This is a genomic window from Dehalococcoidales bacterium, from assembly GCA_030698765.1.
In the GTDB taxonomy this organism is placed as follows: Bacteria; Chloroflexota; Dehalococcoidia; order Dehalococcoidales; family UBA2162; genus JAUYMF01.
The window spans coordinates 1-20,197 of sequence record JAUYMF010000024.1 but is presented as its reverse complement, the minus strand read 5'-3'; the positions used below and the strand labels follow the sequence as shown (position 1 = coordinate 20,197).

Below are 20,197 nucleotides of genomic sequence, written 5' to 3'. Positions count from 1 at the left end.
GGAAGTCTACCTTGCCAATCCGGCCGTGGCCGCCGCCAGCGCCATCACCGGCAAAATCAGCAGCCCGGAGGAAGTCCTTTAAATATAGTTTTAGCAGGAGAAGGTCTCTCTTCTTTGGTACTCCCTGCCCGCGAGGTGAGGTACAGGTAGAAGGGAGTCAAAAAAGGATGGAGAATATTAAAATCCCTGAATGAGAAGGCGGTTGCTACGGCAAAGGAGATTCAAGGCATGGAACCAAAAAGCGCCCGCTGGATTGCTGCCGACGCTCTGTGTGAGTTGACCGGCCCGGCGGTTCAGGAAAGACTGCGGACGAAAGCAAGCAAATGAAGAACCAGTATTTCGGAGATAACAAGGACTTATTCAAGTATGACCTGGTTTGCTATCTTATCCGAAGGGGTTTGGCTGACCGATTCACATTTATTCCGATGCTGACAATGAATGACAATACAGGGCAAGGGAAAGACAGGGTCCGCTCCAAAGCAAAGGCAGGAAGTGAAAACAGCTGTTTAGTAACTTTCTTAGACAGATTTGCTGATAGGAACAAAAGGGATGTTAAAAAACTGCGAGGCTTTTTAAAAAAGTATGGTATTGAGGCAGAGATTTTTGGAGACTACTTTCATCACGAAGAAAGGGAGAGATATTTCCAAGATGTAAGTAAGAAACTCCCGCCGAAATCCTTGATATTTGTTGACCCGGATGTAGGGTTGCAAGTCAAGAGGACTAGAGATAAGCACATCAAGTACTGCGAATTAAATAATTTATTTGAGCGTATGGACAAGAGTTCAATCTTGATGCTTTATCAGCATTTCCCACGTATACGCACTCAAAGTAACATTCAAAAATACTTTTACGACAGATCTATAAAACTCAAGGAGACCGGAGGTAGCTTGCTGATTGATTATATTGAGGATGGTGAAATTAGACTCTTCTTTTTAACTAAGGATAAAGCTCTTGAAAAATCACTTGGCAAAGAAATCAGTAACTATAAGGAAACTTATCCCAAATTAAATATTGGGAAAGTATAAGGTCATAAACAGAGAACCAAAGGGGATCCGCCCCTTTTCCAATCTCCTCTCCCCTCTGCGGGAGAGGACTAAGGTGAGGGGTCTAGAAACTTCCGAATGCATAAATACGGACAGCAAGTACCATTAGCCAGAGGACTCAGAAGGGAACAAACTGAAGCCGAAAGGTTGCTCTGGTCACGTTTGCGAAACAAGCAGCTTTGCCAGGTTAAGTTTCGCCGACAACAGCCAATAGGGAGCTATATTGTTGACTTCGTGAGCTTCGATACAATGCTGATTATTGAAATTGATGGCGGTCAGCATGATGAACAAAGCAACAGGGCAAAAGATGAGCTCAGAACCGGTTATCTTGAAGATAGAGGCTATAAAGTAATAAGATTCTGGAATAATGATGTTTTGCGGAACTTGGATGGAGTGTTAATCCGGATTGAGGGAGCTCTTGGTTAAGGTATCACCCTCACCTAACCTCTCCCGTCAAGGGGGCTTTGTATCAAAAGCCGTAATTCGGGGTGACTTTTGGAACAACCGCTTCCTTTGTATCAAAAGTCCAAAATGTCGGTTCAAGCCCTAACTCGTAAATAGATTGTATCAGGACACAGATATTATGGCAAAGGATTTTACAGAGGACTTCATTGACCTGAGCGACCGGAGACTTGGATTTTACGTTTGCTCCGAATTTCATTTTAATCATAGAGAAGGCTGTTTCCACATTAGACCGTTTATGATAATGAGCCAAGAAAGCATCTTGATTGAAGCTGTAGAAGTGCCACATCTTATTCCAGAGGCCGTCAAACTTCTTGCTTCCCTGACTACCTTTAGAGTAGCTTTTGAATGGAATGTAAGGCGTGGCGTTGACAGCTTGAATGGCGTGAAGATTCTTCCGGCTAGAATATGCCTTGTCAGCCGATACTTCATTGATATTGAACGTCTGAGCAGTTGCGGTTACCAGTTGGGGAAGCTGGGGAGCGTCGGCAGTTTCGGTCGGGCTGACTTCAACGCTAGTCACGACATGGGTTTTGACTCCGCACATCAAATGAGCTTTAACCCACTTGGCCTCGCTCCGCATTTTGCCCCATTTATGGTCGAACCATCTGTTATAGGTAGTGGAAGCGAACCCAGTGGAATCTACAGCAAAGTCACTCTCAATAGATTTCAAAGGGCTTGCGCTTTGTTCTATCAAATCTTTCAAAAGCGGAGTGAGTTCGGGATTTTCGAGGTATCGGGCATTACTGGCAAAGGAGGGGGATTTAGCAATCAGTTCTTTTGTTTCCGCTTCCCTGAGGTCACTCATAAAACGTCTACCAGACATTGTGGAATAAACTTTATAAGTAACAGCGAAGGCCACGTCAGCCAGTGGGAGTCTCGGTCGACCGAATGCCTGTGTGGGTTGTTCAATTCCACTACAGAGGTCACGGAGCAGGTCAACGAAGTGCTCTTGTTCGTGCATCTGGACATTGTCATACGTAGACCATTCTTGAGTGCAAGTTACTTTCATGGATTTGGTGACAGTCTCAGTTCCATCAGCTTTTGTCTCTCTCTGTATCACGAACTCTACGGCGTGGATATGTTTGCATGGTTGCTGTCTCTTTTCAAAGTCAGGGCACGAGCAGAACGGCGTTCCGTGGTCAAGGCTCACAATGTAGCTACCGTTACCAGATTGGGAAGGGACTTTCCAGCCCAATTGATTCTTTTCAATCTTGCTTGTTGCCGCTATAACCAATCCCTTTTCTTCTCTTGCATCCATTTCAGTTCTCCGTGTCTGTATTTCTCACTTACATATCTACAATACCATACACTGTATACAATGTCAATAGCAAAGTGCAAAAATATTATATTGACATTACCATACGCTGTATGCTAGGATTATCGTATGAATGACGTACAGATAAAAATAGCCGAACTTGAAACCAATGGGTGGACTCTGGCCGCTATAGCGACTGAACTCGATTTGACTGTAAATGCAATTGAGAAATGGAAGGCGGGTGACCGTTATCCGGCAAATAGTAAGGCAATTTTACTACTACTCGATTCGTTGGCTCAAAAAAAACGGATACCAAAACAGAAGCGATATGCTCCAGATAATCGTCAATCAAAAACAGATGAGGTCGGAGATGTAGATATGAGCGATGAAGGTAATCTTCCAGTCATATTCCAATCAGATAGCGGAGAAATAAAGCTTCGTGTTGACCCTGACAGAGAAACGATTTGGGCAACTCAATTGCAAATGGCTACTATTTTTGGCGTTGATAGGTCGGTCATTACCAAGCACGTTGCTAATATTTTTTCTGACCAAGAACTTGATGAATTGAACAATGTGCAAAAAATGCACATTGTTGGTTCTAAGCAACTGGTCAATATCTATACACTTGATGTAATCCTATCTGTTGGCTATAGGGTTAATTCAAAGACGGCCACAAAATTTAGACAATGGGCAACTCAAAAACTGAGTGAATATATTCGGGATGGTGCCGTTTTAGATGAAGAGCGGCTTACTAATAATCCGGCACTTCAAAAGAAGTTGGCTGACAAGATAAGACGCATTCGCACTTCTGAAGTTAGCCTTTACCAGAAGGTTCGTGATGTGTTCAAAGAAAGTGCCAGCGATTATAATCCTGAATCGCAAACAGCAAAGACTTTCTTTGCTCTGGCGCAGGACAAATTTCACTTTGCTGTCACTGGCAAGACAGCCTCAGAAATAAAGATAGACCGAGCCGACCCGTTAAAACACAACATGGGATTGGTAACTGTTAAAGGGAAAACCCCTACAATGACTGAGGCAGACGTAGCAAAGAATTACTTATCACCGGATGAACTACGAGCGTTAGAAAACATATCCGAACAATTCTTACTGTTCGCTGAGTCAAAGGCTTTTCGTGGCCATAAGATGACGATGGAAGAAATTTCGTTCAAGTTAAATACTTTGCTAACCGCTAACGATTATCAAGTACTTTATGAATATAAGCAATATCTTAGACAGAAAGCAGATGACCATGTACGTAAAGTATTTGATACCTACCAGAGACAACTCAAAGCCCCGGACAGAAAACAGTTGGAGTAATAAGTTAGATGGCGGGTGACACTGAGGAGGACTAAACTATGAAGATTAGGAATGTAGTTTTCGCCATGTCGAGTGTAATCATTCTTACGCTACCCCTCTTAGCGTGTGCAGACACATCACCTTGGCCGGATTTAGAACTTCAGGTAATTAAAACACAGTCCGTCTTTGAAGACGTTCAAAATAGGGCTAATGACCTACGTTCTTTTATCACAAGTGTCAACCCCAACTATTATTCAAAAACCAATGAGAAGGAACTTGCCGAAATCTCTAATGATTTAGACAATCAGTTGTTTGACCTTGGTCTTAAACTTGATGAACTCAAATCTTCTATTAAGTATGAGGCTGATAATCGTCGATAAGTTTTTACGACTTTTAATACAACTCGCCGACTTTTGATACAGAAGGCACTTATGATACAAAGCCCGTCAAGGGAGAGGAAATGCAGAGGTTAGTAAAATGATTCATCATCACTAACTCCCCATCAAGAAAGAGGCATTACTGGAGGTTGTTAAGAGGTTTGGTTTGATATCATCACTAACCTCCCCGTTAAGGGATAGAGAACTCATCAGGGTGAGGGATAAAGGGTGAGGGGTTTTCAAATATAAAAAGGAGAGCGAAATGTTAAAAGGAAAAGTTCACAAATACGGAGCCAATGTTGATACCGATGTCATTATACCGGCGCGCTACCTGAACGTCTTTGACGCCAACGAACTGGCCAAACACTGCATGGAGGATATCGATAAGGATTTTGTCAAACGGGTCAAGCCGGGGGATATCATCGTCGCTACCACCAACTTCGGCTGCGGCTCTTCCAGGGAGCACGCCCCGATGACTATCAAAGCAGCCGGTGTCTCCTGTATAATAGCCAAAAGCTTCGCCCGCATCTTCTTCCGAAATGCGATAGACATCGGCCTGCCGCTGCTGGAAAGCGAGGAAGCGGTGGACAACATCGAGAACGGTGATGAGGTGGAAGTTGACCTGTCCAGCGGACAGATTAAGAACCTGAAGAACGGTAAGGTGTTTACCGCCAAGCCCTACCCCGACTTTATGTCCGAGCTTATCTCAGCCGGAGGTCTGATTGAGCATACCAAAAAGAGACTGGCAATGAGGAGGTAGTCAGGTGAAATTCAATATCGCAGTCCTGCCCGGTGACGGCATCGGCCCCGAGGTTACCGATGAAGGCATCAAGATCTTGCAGGCTATCGGCCGCAGGTTCGGCCATAACTTTAATTTTGACAAGGGATTGTTCGGCGGGATCGCCATTGACCAGACCGGAGAAGCGATGCCGGCGGAAACGCTGAAAATGTGCCGTCGCTCTCAAGCGGTATTACTCGGCGCTGTGGGCGGCCCCAAGTGGGATGACCCCAAAGCCCCGACCCGCCCGGAGGACGGGCTGCTGGCAATCAGAAAGGGGCTGGGACTCTTCGCCAACATACGCCCGGTTAAGGTTTCCCCGACGCTCACCGACTCCACAAACCTGAAACCGGCGGCGATTGAAGGAGTCGATATGATCGTCATCCGTGAGCTTACCGGCGGTCTCTACTTCGGCCGTCCCAAGAAACAGTGGCTGACATCCCGCGGACGGCGGGCGGTTGATACCATGGCATATTCAGAGCAGGAAATCGAGCGTATTGTGCGGGTCGGCTTTGAGCTGGCCAGGGGCCGCCGTAAAAAACTGGTCTCAGTAGATAAAGCCAATGTCCTGGAATCTTCCCGCCTCTGGCGACAGGTGACAATGGAAGTGGCTGCGGACTACCCTGACGTTGAACTCGAGCATCTGCTGGTCGATACCTGCGCCATGCGACTCATCCAGACTCCGAAATACTTTGACGTCATTGTCACCGAGAATACCTTCGGTGATATCCTGACCGATGAGGCATCGGTGCTGGCCGGCTCCATGGGTATGCTGCCCTCGGCCAGCCTTGCGGGAGTGCCACAGGACGGGGGAGGCATGTTTGGCCTGTACGAGCCTATCCACGGCAGCGCCCCGTCTATCGCCGGGTTGGATATCGCCAACCCCATTGCTACCATCCTTACTATAGCGATGATGCTGCGCCATTCCTTTGGCTTAATCAAAGAAGCCGGTACCATCGAGACGGCTGTTGATCAGGTCTTGAGCGAAGGTTACCGCACCAGTGATATAATGTCAGCAGGGAAAACACAGGTGGGCACCAAAAAGATGGGTGACCTGGTTGCCGGGAAAATAGGGGGGTAAATTGTCACCGGTACAGCTTTACGACACCACATTGCGGGACGGAGCGCAAAAAGAAGGGATTTCCTTCTCGGTGGTGGACAAACTGCATATCACTCAGAAACTCGATGAACTGGGCATCCACTTCATCGAGGGAGGCTGGCCGGGATCGAACCTCAAGGATGAAGAGTTCTTCGCCCGGGCAAGAGAGCTGCCCCTCAGCCACTCGGTACTGGTCGCTTTCGGCAGCACCCGGAGGCCAGGCACCAGAGCGGAAGCGGACGCCAACCTCATTGCCCTGTCCAATGCCGGGGTAAAGGCGGTTACCATCGTCGGCAAAAGCTCGGACTTACAGGTTACCCGTGTACTGGAGACCACCCTTGAGGAAAACCTGAGCATGATTGCCGACTCCACGGCTTACCTCAAAGCACAGGGGATTACCGTTTTCTTTGATGCCGAGCACTTCTTTGACGGTTTCAAAAGTAACCCGGACTACGCTCTGCGTTGTCTCACAGCGGCCGCTCAAGCCGGAGCCGGTTGTCTGGTGCTCTGCGACACCAATGGCGGCACCCTCCCCGACGATATAACCACCGCCGTTGAGGCCGCCAAAAGGCTGGTCTCGGTGCCCCTGGGCATCCACGCCCATAATGACACTGAAGCGGCCGTGGCCAACACACTGGCCGCGGTAAAAGCCGGGGCAACCCAGGTGCAGGGTACCATCAATGGCTATGGTGAGCGCTGCGGCAACGCCAATCTCTGCTCCATTATCCCCAATCTGAAACTGAAGATGGGCATTGACTGTATTACCGATGAGCAACTGGCTAAATTGACCGAGGTATCCGGTTACGTCAGTGAGGCGGCCAATCTCATTCCCGACCCCTTCCTGCCCTATGTTGGCGCCAGCGCCTTCAGCCACAAGGCCGGGCTTCACGTTTCCGGCATGAGCAAGTGGGCGAATAGCTACCAGCATATTGACCCCACCCGGGTGGGTAATAAACAAAGAACGGTAGTCTCCGAGCTATCGGGGAAGCGTAACATCATCTTCAAAGCTAAGGAGATGGGAATAGAACTACCACCGCAAGCCAGGGAAACCCAGAAGCTGCTGGAGCAGATCAAGTTCATGGAGAGCCGCGGCTTTCAATATGAGACCGCCGAAGCCTCTTTCGAGTTGCTGCTGCACCGGGCACAGCCCGGTTACCAGCCGCCTTTTGAGCTGGTCGATTTCATGGTACTGGTGGAGACGAGGCGACGCCAGCCGGTCCGTAACAACCTGGAGCAGACACTGGCCGAAGCGATGATAAAGGTGAAGGTAGGCGACGAAGTAATGCATACCGCCGCCGAGGGCAACGGCCCGGTCAATGCCCTTGACCTGGCGCTTCGCAAAGCGCTACTGCAGTTCTACCCCAGTCTAAGCAGCGTCAAACTGGTTGACTACAAGGTACGTATTCTGGAAGAGAACACCAGCACCGAGTCTCAGGTCCGCGTCCTTATTGAATCCAGTGACGGGAGTGAGGACTGGCACACGGTAGGCAGCTCCACCAACATCATTGAAGCAAGCTGGCTCGCCCTTGCCGACAGCCTGGAATACTGGCTATTGAAGCAGAAATAACAATCAGGGTATTCAAGAGGGGCTTCGCCCCTCTTCTTGTATTCCTCCCCTCTCTAAATAGAGGCAGGAATTAAGGAGGCAAGATGGATAAAGTAGAAGTGAAAGTTACCTGGGGATTGGTCTGGTCTTTCTGGTGGAGAATGACAGTCATTGGTCTGGCGGTATATGTCGTAATTGGGTTACCTATTATGCTGGCATTTGGACTTTTCGCTGCTCTAGGAACCTTATAGTTAACCTACCGAAGGTATCTACTCATCTAGCTTCTCTAGCTGCGCTAACCCTTGATGACACCCAAGGGCACTGATTTGACCACCTTGCGGGAGATGCCTGCCTGATGGGTCACCTCGACCACATCCGCCACATCCTTGTAGGCTTCGGAGGCTTCCTCTGCCAGTGATGATATGCTGCCTGCCCTAACCGTAATCCCCCTGGCCTCCAGTGACCGGGCAATATCAGCCCCCCGCAGACTGCGCTTGGCCGCCGAGCGACTCTGCACCCGGCCGGCGCCGTGGCAGGTGGAGCCGAAGGTTTCCTGCATCGCCGTCTCCGTGCCTACGGCAATATAGGAGTAGCGTCCCATGTCGCCGGGAATGAGCACCGGCTGACCGATACCACGGTAAGTCGCGGGAATGTCAGGATGACCGGCGGGAAAAGCCCGGGTGGCTCCTTTACGGTGGACGCAGAGATCCTGCCTTTTCCCATTGACGCTATGTTGCTCAATCTTGGCAATATTGTGCGCCACATCATAGACCTGCTCCAGACCCAACTCCCGCCACCCCTTACCGAAGACCTTGAGAAAAGCCTCCCTGGTCCAGTGGGCGATGCACTGCCGGTTAGTCCAGGCATAATTAGCCGCCCCGGCCATCGCCGCCAGGTAGTCCTTCCCTTCCGGAGACTGCACCGGGGCACAGGCTAGCTGGCGGTCAGGCAGGCTGATACCATATTTTTTCAAAGCGCTACCCATCAAAGCCACGTAATCCGTACAGACCTGGTGCCCAAAGCCGCGGGAACCAGTGTGAATCAGCACCAGTACCTGCCCGGTCTCATTGATACCCATAACTTCAGCCGCTTCTCTGTCATAAATCTCTTCAACAATTTGCACTTCCAGAAAGTGATTGCCCGAACCTAGCGTACCTAACTGCGGAATACCACGCTTCCTGGCTTTATCGCTCACTTTGTCCGGATTAGCTCCTTTAATGCAACCTGACTCTTCGGTAAGTACGATATCCTCAGCCTCACCAAAACCCTTCTCTACCGCCCAGCGGCTGCCCTTTATCATCACCTCAGCCAGTTCTTTCTCACTCACTCTCAGTTTGCCCGTGGAACCCACCCCGGAAGGGATGTTAGTATAGAGTTCATTAACCAGTTCCTTAATCCGGGGTCGCACCTCCGCCTCGGTAAGATTGGTCCGCAGCAGCCGTACGCCACAGTTAATGTCAAAACCGACCCCTCCCGGAGACACCACCCCATCAGCTACCCTCATACCGGCGACCCCACCAATGGGAAAACCATAGCCCCAGTGGATATCAGGCATGGCCAGCGAATACTTGACGATACCAGGCAGGAAAGCCACATTAGCTACCTGCTCGACAGCCTTCTCTTCCCAGATATGCTCAAGCATATCTTCGCTGGCAAAGATAACGCCGGGCACAGACATACCCGCCTTATAGCTGGTAGGAACCTCCCAGCGGTAATCATCTATCTTTCGTACAATCCCCCGCCACGGCGCCATATTATCCCCTCTTAAATATCAAATACTACCTGTGCTTTGACTCCGTTTTCCTTCTCAATCTTCAGCATGTGGTAGGTGGCAGCCTTGATGCCTAATTTCACCTTATGCCTGACGTTATCCACCTTCTCCCCGTAAACTCTCGCCTTAAGCTGAGTCTGGTTGAGCCTTGCGATATCAAATCGCTTAAAAAGAATGTTTTCCACATCAAAGAGATAAATAAGCTCGTTCAGCCACGCCACCAGAAGGTTCTCCCGATCAGAAGACACCACCTCGACATCACGATGCAACACCTCATCGATATCATCAAGCTCGGTTATCAGACTGAACATAGCCTTAGCCGCATTGGCAAATGCCTGTTTAATATCGGCGCCATAGGCAATAATCCCCACGTCTGCGGTATGATCGATGATTTCAAATTCTTTCTCCATCGCTTTCTTAAAGTATACCATCTGCTCCCGCCCCTCCCCAAACAGATGCCGCTACTGTCAGGCAGTCCAGTACCTAATTGCAATAATAGCCGTAATAATTGATTTCTCTCTCCCCTTACGGGAGAGATGTAAGTGAGGGGTAAAGAACATTGTGTCACCCTCACCCCCGTATCCAGTACAGGGCAGGCTTAATCCTCTCCCCTCAAGGAGAGGAGATTGGAAGCTGACGCGAATTTCTGCAACTTAGTACTGGTGATGCCCCTCACCCTCATCTTCCTCCGGTGACGTAGCTATCTGTCCGGTAGCCTGGCCGCGGGCATATTTAGCATCCCTCCAGGTAAGAGCCGCTTTAAGCCCCTGCTCCTGCCTTATTCTACCGAACTCGGCGCTCAATCTATGACTGGCTTCAGAAGCATGGATAAGAGCGTCAAATTCCACGCCACTACTGATGGCGGTCTTCAACCCGGCTACCTCAAAAAAGCGGTTGATGGCGCGCTTGTGCAGGGTGAGGAAATCCATCTCCATCAAGGCCACCGTCATGGCTACCTCACTGGTTTCCGCTTCCAGCCGGTCACGGGGCACCACCTGATTAACGTAGCCGACACGCAACGCTTCCTGCGCGGTCATCGTCTTACCGGTCAGAGCCAGCCATTTGGCCTGCCTCCACCCCATGTTGATTGCCCAGAGAGCGCCGAAGCTATTGGGCAGGTTGCCCTGAGACCGTGCCGCGGGATGACCGAAGACGGCATCCTCAGAAGCTACAATCAGGTCACAGTTACCGGCCATCTCATTGGCTCCGGAGAGACAGTAGCCATGTACCTGAGCGACAAGGATTTTCCGGTAGTCCCAGAGGCTGAGCCAGCGCTGAGCGCGAAAATAGAGGTACCTCAGGTCATTAGCCACCCCGGTCTGACGGCGCGGTCCCCTGCGGAACAAAGACCAGCTCAGTCCCCGGCCATCCGGTTTCTCCGGATCACCGGAGACCTCAGCCGGCGAGGGGTTTAAATCATAACCGGCGGCAAAGCAGCGTCCTGCCCCCCTGACGATTACCACCCTCACCCTGTCATCATCCTCCGCCTCATCAAGAGCGGCGAAGAACTCGTCCAGCAGCCGGGCGCTGAATGCGTTCATCTTCTCCGGGCGGTTAAGAGTAATCCTGGCAACATTCTCCATATACTGGCTCTCATAGACAATATCACGGTAAGTCATATCCGTTTACCCCCTTCAAGTATTTATTGGATTTTAACCTGCTCTCAAGCCGGGCGTCATTTCCCGGGCACGGGGCGCGGGTGGGACACCACCGGAGTCTGTGACACTGAAATCAGGTCGGAACGGGACAGGAAAATATTAGGATAGGCAGATTCAGAGAACTGCCCCAGCGCCCTCTCCTTACCCGCATCGGTAAGATAGTAAACGCAGTCCACCGGCACCACCGTCCAGTAATTTCTCAAATGAAACCCCATCACCGTATGATAGACACAGATATTAAGCGCCCCCCCGGTGACTAAGGCATAGTATGATGTAGCGCCGGAGACCAGCCTCTCCAATACCCGGTCTAGGTCGGGTTTGTAGAACGGGTCATGGGAGAATTTCCGCATGACGATGTCGCTCTTCTCCGGTTTCAGTTCCTCAACAATCTCACTGGCCCAGGTACCCATTTCCAGATGAGGTTCCCTGCCAAAAACGGTGAATTCAGGCTCTTTGAGAGTACGCACGGATTGAATATAGATGACGGGAATACCGGCGCTGTGAGCCCGGGACACCAGTCCCTGTATGGCGGTAATAACTCCGGGCATGATACGGGCGCTCATTTCGGTATAGCGCCATCCCTCCGGTTTACAAAATCCGTTCTCCATATCCACCACCACCAGAACAGCATTTTCCGGACTGACGTAAATATTTTGTAATTCTTTCATATCAGTGCTCCTCCACTCGTTGCCGGACTTCCTGCGCCAATTATACAGCTTATGAGATAATCTTTGAACAAAACAGGCTTATCAGGCTCTTGAGTGACAGCATAACACCCATAACATACACATGCAATATCCTGTTTTTTTAATAATTTATACCTTTTGTGCTAAAATGATAATGTAAACAATAAACAGACCCGGCGCATTCCCGATCTAAGAGACCCTAAAATTGGAGGGGAAAATGGAGAACACACTAAACGGGGCTCAGCAGATGGCTGAGCGAATAGTGGACAATGTAGAGAAGGTCATTATTGGCAAAAGAGAAGCGATAGTACTCGCCGTAATCGCTCTGATTACCAAAGGACACCTGCTTATCGAGGACGCACCCGGTGTCGGCAAGACCATGCTGGCGCGCAGCCTGGCCAAGTCAATAGACTGCACCTTCAGACGAATTCAGTTTACTCCTGACATGCTCCCCGGTGATATTACCGGGGTCTCAGTTTATAACCAGAAAACAGCCGATTTTGAGTTCCGCCCCGGCCCGATCATGGCGCAGATAGTCCTGGCGGATGAAATCAACCGAGCCACACCCAAAGTCCAATCGGCTCTACTGGAATGCATGGACGAAGGACAAATCACCGTGGATGGCGCCACCCACCAGTTACCTCCCCCTTTCCACGTTTTAGCCACCCAGAACCCTATAGAATATGAGGGTACCTTTCCCCTCCCTGAGACACAACTGGACAGGTTTCTGCTCCGGGTAACCCTCGGTTATCCATCCGCAGCCGATGAAATAGTCATTATGGAAAGGCAACAGTACACCCATCCCATTGAGGAACTCTCATCGGTGGCTGACGCCGCCGATGTTTTAATGCTGCAGGAAACCGTCAAACAGGTCTATGTGGATGACCTGGTGAAGCAGTACATAGCATCCCTGGTTGACGCCACACGCCATCATCATTCAATTCATCTCGGGGCTTCACCCCGGGGTTCTCTGGGCCTTTTCCGCACCGCTCAGGCCCGCGCTTTGATGGAAGGACGCGACTACGTTTTGCCGGATGACGTTAAGAGTTTAGCTGAACCCGTTCTGGCTCACCGGATAATAATACGTCCCTCAGAGTATGGTCAGGACAAGAATGGTAAGTCCAGCATCGCTGAGCTACTGGAAAGCGTCCCCGTTCCCGGCGCGCTGGCTAAGCACTGATATATAACTGACCCGGGTGAGTCATTGAAAGTTCAAAGGATAATCCTCGTCGTTCTTTTAATCTTATTACTGGCTCTGGCCCTGGCCGGGGGCCTTACACTGGTAACTCGGTTCTGGCTGCTCTCCGTAACAGTACTATTAATCAGCTATTTGTGGGTACGGCTTGGCACGGGTGGTCTCGAGGCTGAAGTCGGGCAGCTACCGGACTTCTGTCAGGTTGGCGAGGGGTTCGATGAGGAAATCACCGTAACCAACAAGGGTAAGCTGCCCAAACTTTCCCTCAGGGTAGAGGAGGATAGCAGTTTACCCGGACACAGCAACTCTGCCGTTTTTAACCTGTCACCCGGGAGCTCCTACCGCTGGAAGAATCACACCCATTATCAGCGGCGGGGGCAGCACTACCTGGGGTCGGTTACGGCCACGGTAACTGACCCCTTTGGTCTCTTTTCCCGGCAACGGAAATTGGGAGAGCCGCAGTCTATCCTCGTCTACCCGGCAACACTGGAACTCCCCCTCTTTGAATCATCACCGATCAATGTCTCAGGCTACAATACCGGCTACCAGTCATTCAGTCAACTCAGCCCCAACGCCTCCAGTGTGAGAGAATACAACACCGGCGACAGCCTTAACCATATCCACTGGCAGAGCACGGCTCACACCAGCAGGTTAATGGTCAAGGTGTTTGACAGTGACCACCTGCACAGCGGTTCTGAGAGAGTCTGGATCATCCTCGATATGCAGGAAGCCCCTCACCTCGGTGAAGATGAAGGGAGCACAGAAGAGTACGGCGTAACCATCGCCGCCTCGCTGCTGAAAAAGTATAGTGACAGCGGAATGCAGGTCGGACTGGTCGCCTCGGGTGACCGGCATTACCTTTTTCCGCCCGAGAGGGGAGAGGAACATCTATGGCACATGATAGAAGCCCTCGCCTTGATGAAAGCCACCGGCAAAACACCCGTTGACCGTTTGGTCTCCGATGAGATTGAGTACCTGAAAGGTACTTCCACCGTCATTATCATCACCCCGTCAGACAGCGAGCGCGTGGTGGCCACCATGCAGCAGCTAAAAAATCGCGGTAATCTGGCGGTAGCAATCCTTCTCGAACCCACCAGCTTCGGCGGCAACGCTAACCCGGTAAATATCGCCCGCAACCTCAACGGCCGCGGTATTCAAGTCTATACAGTCAGAAAAGGAGATGACCTGGCCCGGGCCTTAGATAACCGCTTCTCCTCCCCGCACATCAGATATATCTGAGATACCATAAGCTATGGATACTGGGAAATGGCAAGAAGAAAGAGAGGCTATACATCCCGCAATATACCGGGGAAACGATTATCCAGACCGGCGCCCTTAACTTTTCGTTTCTGGTTTGACAGTCCGCAAGAGTGTGCCAGTGTGGCGTTGATGTTGCTTACCCTGGCTATCGCCGTGTGGTCAATCGAACAAGCCCACTGGATTACACCTCAACCATCATTGACACTTGTCCTTGGTCTCTCCGTATTCATCTTGCTGCTGCTGGGTAAGAAGCGGCTGCCTGACCTGCTAGCCCACTCCCTGATGATAGCCGGTGGAATAGCGGTAGCGGCATGGCAGTCATCCTTACTACTGCCCTTATCCGAAACAACCTCCGGCTCCAACCAATGGCTGGCTGGCTGGCAGTCCTGGTGGCAGGCAGTAAGCAATAGTAAGCCGAACGAAGGCCCCGTACATTTTGCCCTGTTTCTCCTCCTGCTTACCTGGATAACCGGTTACATCTCGACCTGGCATATTTTGAGAAAACAAAACGCCTGGCCGGCTGTATTGCTGGGTACAACCATTGTCCTGGTTAACCTCAGCAACCTGCCGGAAAACTACCGCCACTTTTTTCCCATTTATTTCCTGGCGGCAATGCTGCTCATCGGACAGACAAACCTGACCAGAACACGCAACTGGCTCCAAAAAAACGACAGCAATTTCCCTAAACGCGTCACGGTCTACTTTATGACTTCCGTGCTCTGTCTCAGCCTGTTGACTGTTTCCGGTGTCTGGTTCACCCCTGAAATTCGAGCCAAGCAACTGGAAAGCGCGGTCAGTACCAGGATACCGCGCGGTGAAAACATTGAAAGGCAGTGGTTCAATCTCTTCGCCGCGGTGCCCGGAAAGTGGGACATCATTAGGAGCCGGGAACAGGAAGCGCTGCCTTTCACTGACGCGGTAAACTACAACAGTGAAGTGCAGTTCGTGATTACCGCCGAGGAGACCTTTTACTGGCGTACCCGGAGATATGACACCTATAACCTCTGGGGTTGGAGCAGCAGCAACACCACGGATAACCGGAGACTTCAGTTCAGAACTCCGTTGAGCAGGGTAGAACCATCCCCGAACCACCGGGAGCTGACATACACCGTAGAGAGCAGCTTGAAGACAGACATCCTGCTCACCGCCGGAGAATTTATCGCCAGCGATATCCCGGTAATGCTGCAGACTCTACCTGCCGAAGAGGTTGATATAGAATCAGCGGTTACTGCCGGTACGGCCAACGTGACAGCTATCGCTCCTGCTCCGGGGACTACCCGGACAAACGCACTCAGTCCGAACGAGCTAACGTCCGGAGATATTGTCGCCGTAACTTCACCGCAACTGCTTAAAGCCAGGCAGCGCTACCGGATGACCGCCAGCATTACCACCGCCACGCCCGAGGAATTGTCCCGGGCGGGAGATAACTATACGCCACTGATTACTGAGTATTACCTGCAATTACCTGACAGCCTCCCGGCGCGTGTCAGGCAATTCAGCCAGGCACTGACCGCAGGAGCGGAAACAGCCTATGACAAAGCGATAATTATTCAAAGCTTTCTTAACGATGAATTCAAGTACAAGCAGGAGACTGAAATCCCGCCGGAGGGAACGGACGCCGTTGAGTATTTCCTTTTTAAACTGCGGGAAGGTGATTGCGTCAACTTCGCTTCGACCATGACCGTCATGCTCCGCTCAATAGGTGTGCCCGCCCGGTTCAGCACCGGGTATCTCATGGGCACGCTGGATAGAAATAGCGGTAAATACATCGTCAGAGCCAGAGACTATCATGCCCGGCCGGAGGTCTATTTCCCCGGTTACGGCTGGATAGAATTTGAGGCGACTACCCGACTGAGGGCTGAGGAGGATATTACATTCGCCGGAAGCGGTACTTCACCCCCACTTGAGGATGAGGATGAAGACTTCTTCAGTGGCGGAGGAGGGGGCGCCTTTGAAGGTACCAGTCCCGTGGAACAACCGGGACAGACCACACCGTTTCCCACCACCTTTTTCCTTATTCCGCTGGTATTTATAGTAGGGATAGTCCTTTACCGCTGGCTGAGGCGCTTTACCGGAACCGGACAGGCGTCTGATGTCTACGCTAAAATGTGTTTCCTGGCCTCTTTAATTAACCGGGGACCAAACCCGCAGGAGACCCCCCTTGAATATAGTATCAGGTTGTCCTCAGCGCTCCCGTTACAGGCTGAAGCCATCAACAACATTGCACAGGCTTATACCGAGAGCAGGTACAGTCCCAGGAAGAGACTGTTCCTGCCGCAGGAAATGAGGCTGGAAAGGTACTGGCGTGATGTCTACCGGGCGCTATTTAAGCAAATGTTGCGCTGGCGCCGCTAGACAGTATATGCAAATATCCTCTCCCTTGACGGGAGAGGAATAAGCCTGCCCCGTATTGGATACGGGGGTGAGGGTGAAGTCAATCTACCTCACTCTAACTGTCTCGTAAAGCTCACCGAAGGGGAGAGAAGACTCTACCAGCACTTGGCAAGCAAAGAGGTATTATATTAAAATACTCCTGAGTGATTCAAAATATCCATTTCAGTCCTGCTAAAGAATAGATTTGCAGCAGGCTATCAGGGATTAGGGGAGGTTATTATGAACGGTTGGACGGGTAAAGTTTTAAGGGTTGACCTGAGCCGGGGCGAATGTGAAGAGGAAGAGCTGGACCTTGACCTGGCCGAGGAATACATCGGCGGACGGGGACTGGCCACCAGGGTCTTCTTCGATGAAGTAGACCCGAATATTGACCCACTGAGTCCCGAAAATAAACTGATCTTTGCCACCGGCCTGCTTACCGGCACCGGCGCTCCCACCGGCGGGCGGTACATGGTGGTAACCAAGTCACCGTTGACCGGCACCATCCACTGCTCCAATGCCGGGGGTGATTTCGGCGCCGAACTGAAATACGCCGGTTATGACATGGTCATCATCGAGGGCAAGTCACCCACCCCGGTCTATCTTTCCATCAACAATGACGATGTCCAGCTTAAGCCCGCCGAGCACCTCTGGGGCAAAAACACTCAGGATACGGAAGAGGCCATCAAGGCTGAAACCGGGGATGAATGGATAGCACTGGACACCCATATCGCCTGCATCGGCCCGGCCGGTGAGAGACTGGTCAAGATGGCCTGTATCATGAACGATAAGCACCATGCCCTGGCCCGCTCCGGCTCAGGCACGGTGATGGGATCCAAGAACCTGAAGGCGATTGCCGTTCACGGCACCGGTGGAGTTACCGTCGCCGATGGCGAGGCTTTCAAAGAAGCCATGCTGGCTGTCTGGGACAAGGTCAAGGCGGGACGCAACACCTCCGAGTTCCTGCCCCAGTACGGCACCCTCAATGCCCTTTACCCGATGAACCAGATGGGGAACCTGTCCGTACACAACTTCCAGACCGGCACCTTCGAAGGGGCTAAAAATGTCAGCAGCCGGGTACTGCGGGCTAATTATCTCATCAGGAACGGGGGGTGCTTTTCCTGCCCCATCGCCTGCATCAGGTTAACCCGCGTCACCGACCCCGAGTTCAAGGGAGAGGGAGGAGGGCCGGAATTTGAGTCCGCCGCGCTATTGGGCCCCAACTGCGGGGTCGATAACATGGCGGCGGTGGTCAAAGCCAACTATATCTGCAATGAACTGGGAATAGATACCATATCAGTGGGGGGCACCATCGCCTGCGCCATGGAGCTATATGAGAAAGGGTACCTGACGGAGGAGGAAGCCGGCTGCCAGTTGAACTTCGGTAATGCCCAGGCACTGGTGGAGATGGTGGAGAAAATGGGGCTGCGGGAAGGCTTCGGCGATACGCTGGCCGAGGGGGGCTACCGGCTAGCCGAAAAGTACGGGCACCCGGAACTGTTCATGGGCGTGAAGAAGCAGGAGACGGCTACATATCACGTCCAGGGGGCACAGGGGACGGGGCTGGAGTACGCCACCTCCAACACCGGCTGCTCCCATAACCGGGCGCTGGTCTACAACAACGAGGTCTGGGGTATCTTCGAACCGGCTGACCCGCTAGGCACGGACGGCAAGGCCGCCATGTGCGTCAATATGCAGCACTACATGACCGTGATTGACATCAGCGGTCTGTGCCAGTTCCTCGCCCAGACCGTGATTACACCGGAGGATATAATACCCCTGCTCAATGCGGCTACCGGACTCGACTATACGGTAGAGAGCCTGTTACAGGCCGGGGAAAGGATATGGAACCTGGAACGCCTGCTTAACCTGAAAGCCGGGTTCACCGCCAAAGACGATACGCTGCCCCGGAGAATACTGGAGCAGCCCATGCTCAAGGGAGCCGCCGAAGGTCAGGTACACCATCTCCGGGAAATGCTGCCCGAGTATTACCGCCTCCGCGGCTGGGATGAGAATGGCGTGCCTACCCGTGAAAAGCTGGCAGAACTGGGGTTGTCCTGAGCCAGGGAATCTAATAACCGGATTAAGGAGAGAACAATGCCGAAAATAAGAATCGATAACGTCAAATGCACCGGCTGCCGACTCTGCGAAATGGCCTGCTCCTTTCAGCACGTCAAAAACACCTTCAATCCCAAGAGGTCGAGGATTAGGGTCTTCACTTTGGGTGACTTCTCTTACCCGGTAATCGCCGGGCCTTACACCGAGGCGGAATGCACTGCCAAGCATGTCAGCGTCAGGGATGGCATCGACTTCAATGACTGTATCACCTGCAACTCCTCCTGTCCGGTAAAACCCATCTTTAGAGAACCGGATGTTGATATCCCCCTGAAGTGCGATTTTTGCGGTGAACCACCCGACCCCCAGTGTGTCCGGGTGTGCGCGGCGGACGCCTTGACCCTGGTCCAAGGGTAATAACTGCTTTCTGAGAAAGCTGGCTAAACAGAAGAATGAGAATATTTAATAACCGCCAGTACTCCCGAACGTTCACGTCATTGCGAGCGCAGCGAAGCAATCCGCAAACCGGGAAAACGGAATGCTTCGGGCTCCGCCCTCGCATTGACAGCGATTTGTTAAATAAGCCCGGAATAAAGGTTAAAAATTGGAATCAGTAGCCCCGTTCAAGGACGCCACAGAGGCGATAAAGGAAGCCGGCGGTGAAACGCTCAAACTGTGTTTTCAATGCGGTCTCTGCACCGCCAGTTGCCCCTGGAACACGGTCAGGACTTTCATCCCGCACAAGATGGTACGCCAGACCCAGTTCGGTCTCTTTGAGCTGGAGGACGAGGACTGGTGGCTGTGCACCACCTGCAATACCTGCGTCAGCCGCTGCCCCCGCAGCGTGGGCATAACCGACGTTATGCGGGCGGCCCGCGCCATCATGGTACAGTACCAGATGTCCCCGGACAGCATCCATAGCGTCGCTGCCAGCCTGGCCAGCCTGGGCAATCCCTGGGGGGAAGCCCGCGAGAAGCGCGCCGACTGGGCGCAAGACCTTAATATAAAAAGGTTTACCAAGGGCACGGGAGTGCTCTATTTCCCGTGCTGTACACCCGCATATGATTCCCGGCTCAGCGGAGTCGCCCGCGCCAGCGCCAGCCTCTTGAGGAGTACCGGCGCCGACTTCGGTATACTGGGCACGGAGGAGAACTGCTGTGGCGAGAGCATCCGCAAGACGGGAGACACCAGCCTTTTCGTGAGCCTGGCACGGAGCAATATTGACACCTTTCACCGCAGCGGCGTCACAGAAATCATTGCCACCTCCCCCCACTGCTACACCACCTTCAAGAATGAATATCCCGCCCTGGGTGGCAGCTTTAAAGTAACCCACTTCACCC

General features: G+C 51.8%; 19 protein-coding genes. 14 read left to right on the top strand and 5 right to left on the bottom strand.

Going from position 1 to position 20,197, the window contains the following annotated elements; translation table 11 throughout:
* The first annotated feature begins 323 nt into the window (after positions 1–323).
* Together Q8Q07_01000 and Q8Q07_00995 are read left to right on the top strand one after the other, a co-directional pair.
* A complete protein-coding gene (locus tag Q8Q07_01000) occupies positions 324–1,025 on the top strand; it encodes a hypothetical protein (protein ID MDP3878869.1) in 702 nt (233 codons plus the stop codon).
* 96 nt (positions 1,026–1,121) lie between these two features.
* The gene (locus Q8Q07_00995) at positions 1,122–1,469 is read left to right on the top strand and encodes an endonuclease domain-containing protein (GenBank protein MDP3878868.1); all 348 of its coding nucleotides are present in this window, start codon (positions 1,122–1,124) and stop codon (positions 1,467–1,469) included.
* A 43-nt stretch (positions 1,470–1,512) separates the two neighbouring features.
* Here the strand turns inward: Q8Q07_00995 and Q8Q07_00990 are convergent, their stop codons facing one another.
* Positions 1,513–2,766: a transposase gene (locus Q8Q07_00990; GenBank protein MDP3878867.1), complete on the bottom strand. Its 1,254-nt coding sequence runs from the start codon at positions 2,764–2,766 to the stop codon at positions 1,513–1,515.
* 126 nt (positions 2,767–2,892) lie between these two features.
* Between Q8Q07_00990 and rhuM the strand changes: the two genes are divergently transcribed.
* From rhuM to Q8Q07_00960, 6 genes are all read left to right on the top strand, one after another.
* On the top strand, positions 2,893–4,080 hold the full coding sequence (gene rhuM, locus Q8Q07_00985; protein MDP3878866.1) for a RhuM family protein: 1,188 nt from the start codon (positions 2,893–2,895) through the stop codon (positions 4,078–4,080).
* 38 nt (positions 4,081–4,118) lie between these two features.
* Positions 4,119–4,439 carry a hypothetical protein gene (locus Q8Q07_00980; GenBank protein ID MDP3878865.1) on the top strand — a complete coding sequence of 107 codons (321 nt, stop codon included), beginning with the start codon at positions 4,119–4,121 and terminating at the stop codon, positions 4,437–4,439.
* A 259-nt stretch (positions 4,440–4,698) separates the two neighbouring features.
* Positions 4,699–5,196 (top strand): 3-isopropylmalate dehydratase small subunit, encoded by a 498-nt coding sequence (leuD, locus tag Q8Q07_00975; protein ID MDP3878864.1) that lies wholly within the window; start codon positions 4,699–4,701, stop codon positions 5,194–5,196.
* 4 nt (positions 5,197–5,200) lie between these two features.
* Complete coding sequence (gene leuB / locus Q8Q07_00970; protein ID MDP3878863.1) at positions 5,201–6,295, top strand: 3-isopropylmalate dehydrogenase; 1,095 nt, start codon at positions 5,201–5,203, stop codon at positions 6,293–6,295.
* Position 6,296: 1 nt separating this feature from the next.
* The gene (gene cimA, locus Q8Q07_00965; GenBank protein MDP3878862.1) at positions 6,297–7,880 is read left to right on the top strand and encodes a citramalate synthase; all 1,584 of its coding nucleotides are present in this window, start codon (positions 6,297–6,299) and stop codon (positions 7,878–7,880) included.
* A gap of 83 nt (positions 7,881–7,963) precedes the next feature.
* The gene (locus Q8Q07_00960; GenBank protein ID MDP3878861.1) at positions 7,964–8,110 is read left to right on the top strand and encodes a hypothetical protein; all 147 of its coding nucleotides are present in this window, start codon (positions 7,964–7,966) and stop codon (positions 8,108–8,110) included.
* A gap of 44 nt (positions 8,111–8,154) precedes the next feature.
* Here the strand turns inward: Q8Q07_00960 and Q8Q07_00955 are convergent, their stop codons facing one another.
* The 4 genes from Q8Q07_00955 to Q8Q07_00940 form a co-directional block, all read right to left on the bottom strand.
* Positions 8,155–9,612, bottom strand: a complete 1,458-nt coding sequence (locus Q8Q07_00955) for an RtcB family protein (GenBank protein MDP3878860.1) — start codon at positions 9,610–9,612, stop codon at positions 8,155–8,157.
* An 11-nt stretch (positions 9,613–9,623) separates the two neighbouring features.
* Complete coding sequence (locus Q8Q07_00950; GenBank protein MDP3878859.1) at positions 9,624–10,061, bottom strand: archease; 438 nt, start codon at positions 10,059–10,061, stop codon at positions 9,624–9,626.
* A gap of 222 nt (positions 10,062–10,283) precedes the next feature.
* Complete coding sequence (locus Q8Q07_00945; GenBank protein ID MDP3878858.1) at positions 10,284–11,249, bottom strand: enoyl-CoA hydratase-related protein; 966 nt, start codon at positions 11,247–11,249, stop codon at positions 10,284–10,286.
* A 56-nt stretch (positions 11,250–11,305) separates the two neighbouring features.
* Complete coding sequence (locus Q8Q07_00940; GenBank protein MDP3878857.1) at positions 11,306–11,956, bottom strand: isochorismatase family cysteine hydrolase; 651 nt, start codon at positions 11,954–11,956, stop codon at positions 11,306–11,308.
* Between the two features lie 235 nt (positions 11,957–12,191).
* Here Q8Q07_00940 and Q8Q07_00935 point away from each other — a divergent pair, with 235 nt between their 5' ends.
* The 6 genes from Q8Q07_00935 to Q8Q07_00910 form a co-directional block, all read left to right on the top strand.
* Entirely contained in the window at positions 12,192–13,154 is a 963-nt protein-coding gene (locus Q8Q07_00935) for a MoxR family ATPase (GenBank protein ID MDP3878856.1), read from the top strand.
* A gap of 24 nt (positions 13,155–13,178) precedes the next feature.
* Positions 13,179–14,408: a DUF58 domain-containing protein gene (locus Q8Q07_00930; protein ID MDP3878855.1), complete on the top strand. Its 1,230-nt coding sequence runs from the start codon at positions 13,179–13,181 to the stop codon at positions 14,406–14,408.
* Positions 14,409–14,435: 27 nt separating this feature from the next.
* A complete protein-coding gene (locus Q8Q07_00925) occupies positions 14,436–16,784 on the top strand; it encodes a transglutaminase domain-containing protein (GenBank protein ID MDP3878854.1) in 2,349 nt (782 codons plus the stop codon).
* A gap of 258 nt (positions 16,785–17,042) precedes the next feature.
* Complete coding sequence (locus tag Q8Q07_00920; protein ID MDP3878853.1) at positions 17,043–18,863, top strand: aldehyde ferredoxin oxidoreductase family protein; 1,821 nt, start codon at positions 17,043–17,045, stop codon at positions 18,861–18,863.
* A gap of 36 nt (positions 18,864–18,899) precedes the next feature.
* On the top strand, positions 18,900–19,274 hold the full coding sequence (locus Q8Q07_00915) for a hypothetical protein (GenBank protein ID MDP3878852.1): 375 nt from the start codon (positions 18,900–18,902) through the stop codon (positions 19,272–19,274).
* 187 nt (positions 19,275–19,461) lie between these two features.
* The coding region (locus Q8Q07_00910) for a (Fe-S)-binding protein (GenBank protein MDP3878851.1) at positions 19,462–20,197 on the top strand (736 nt) is incomplete at its 3' end.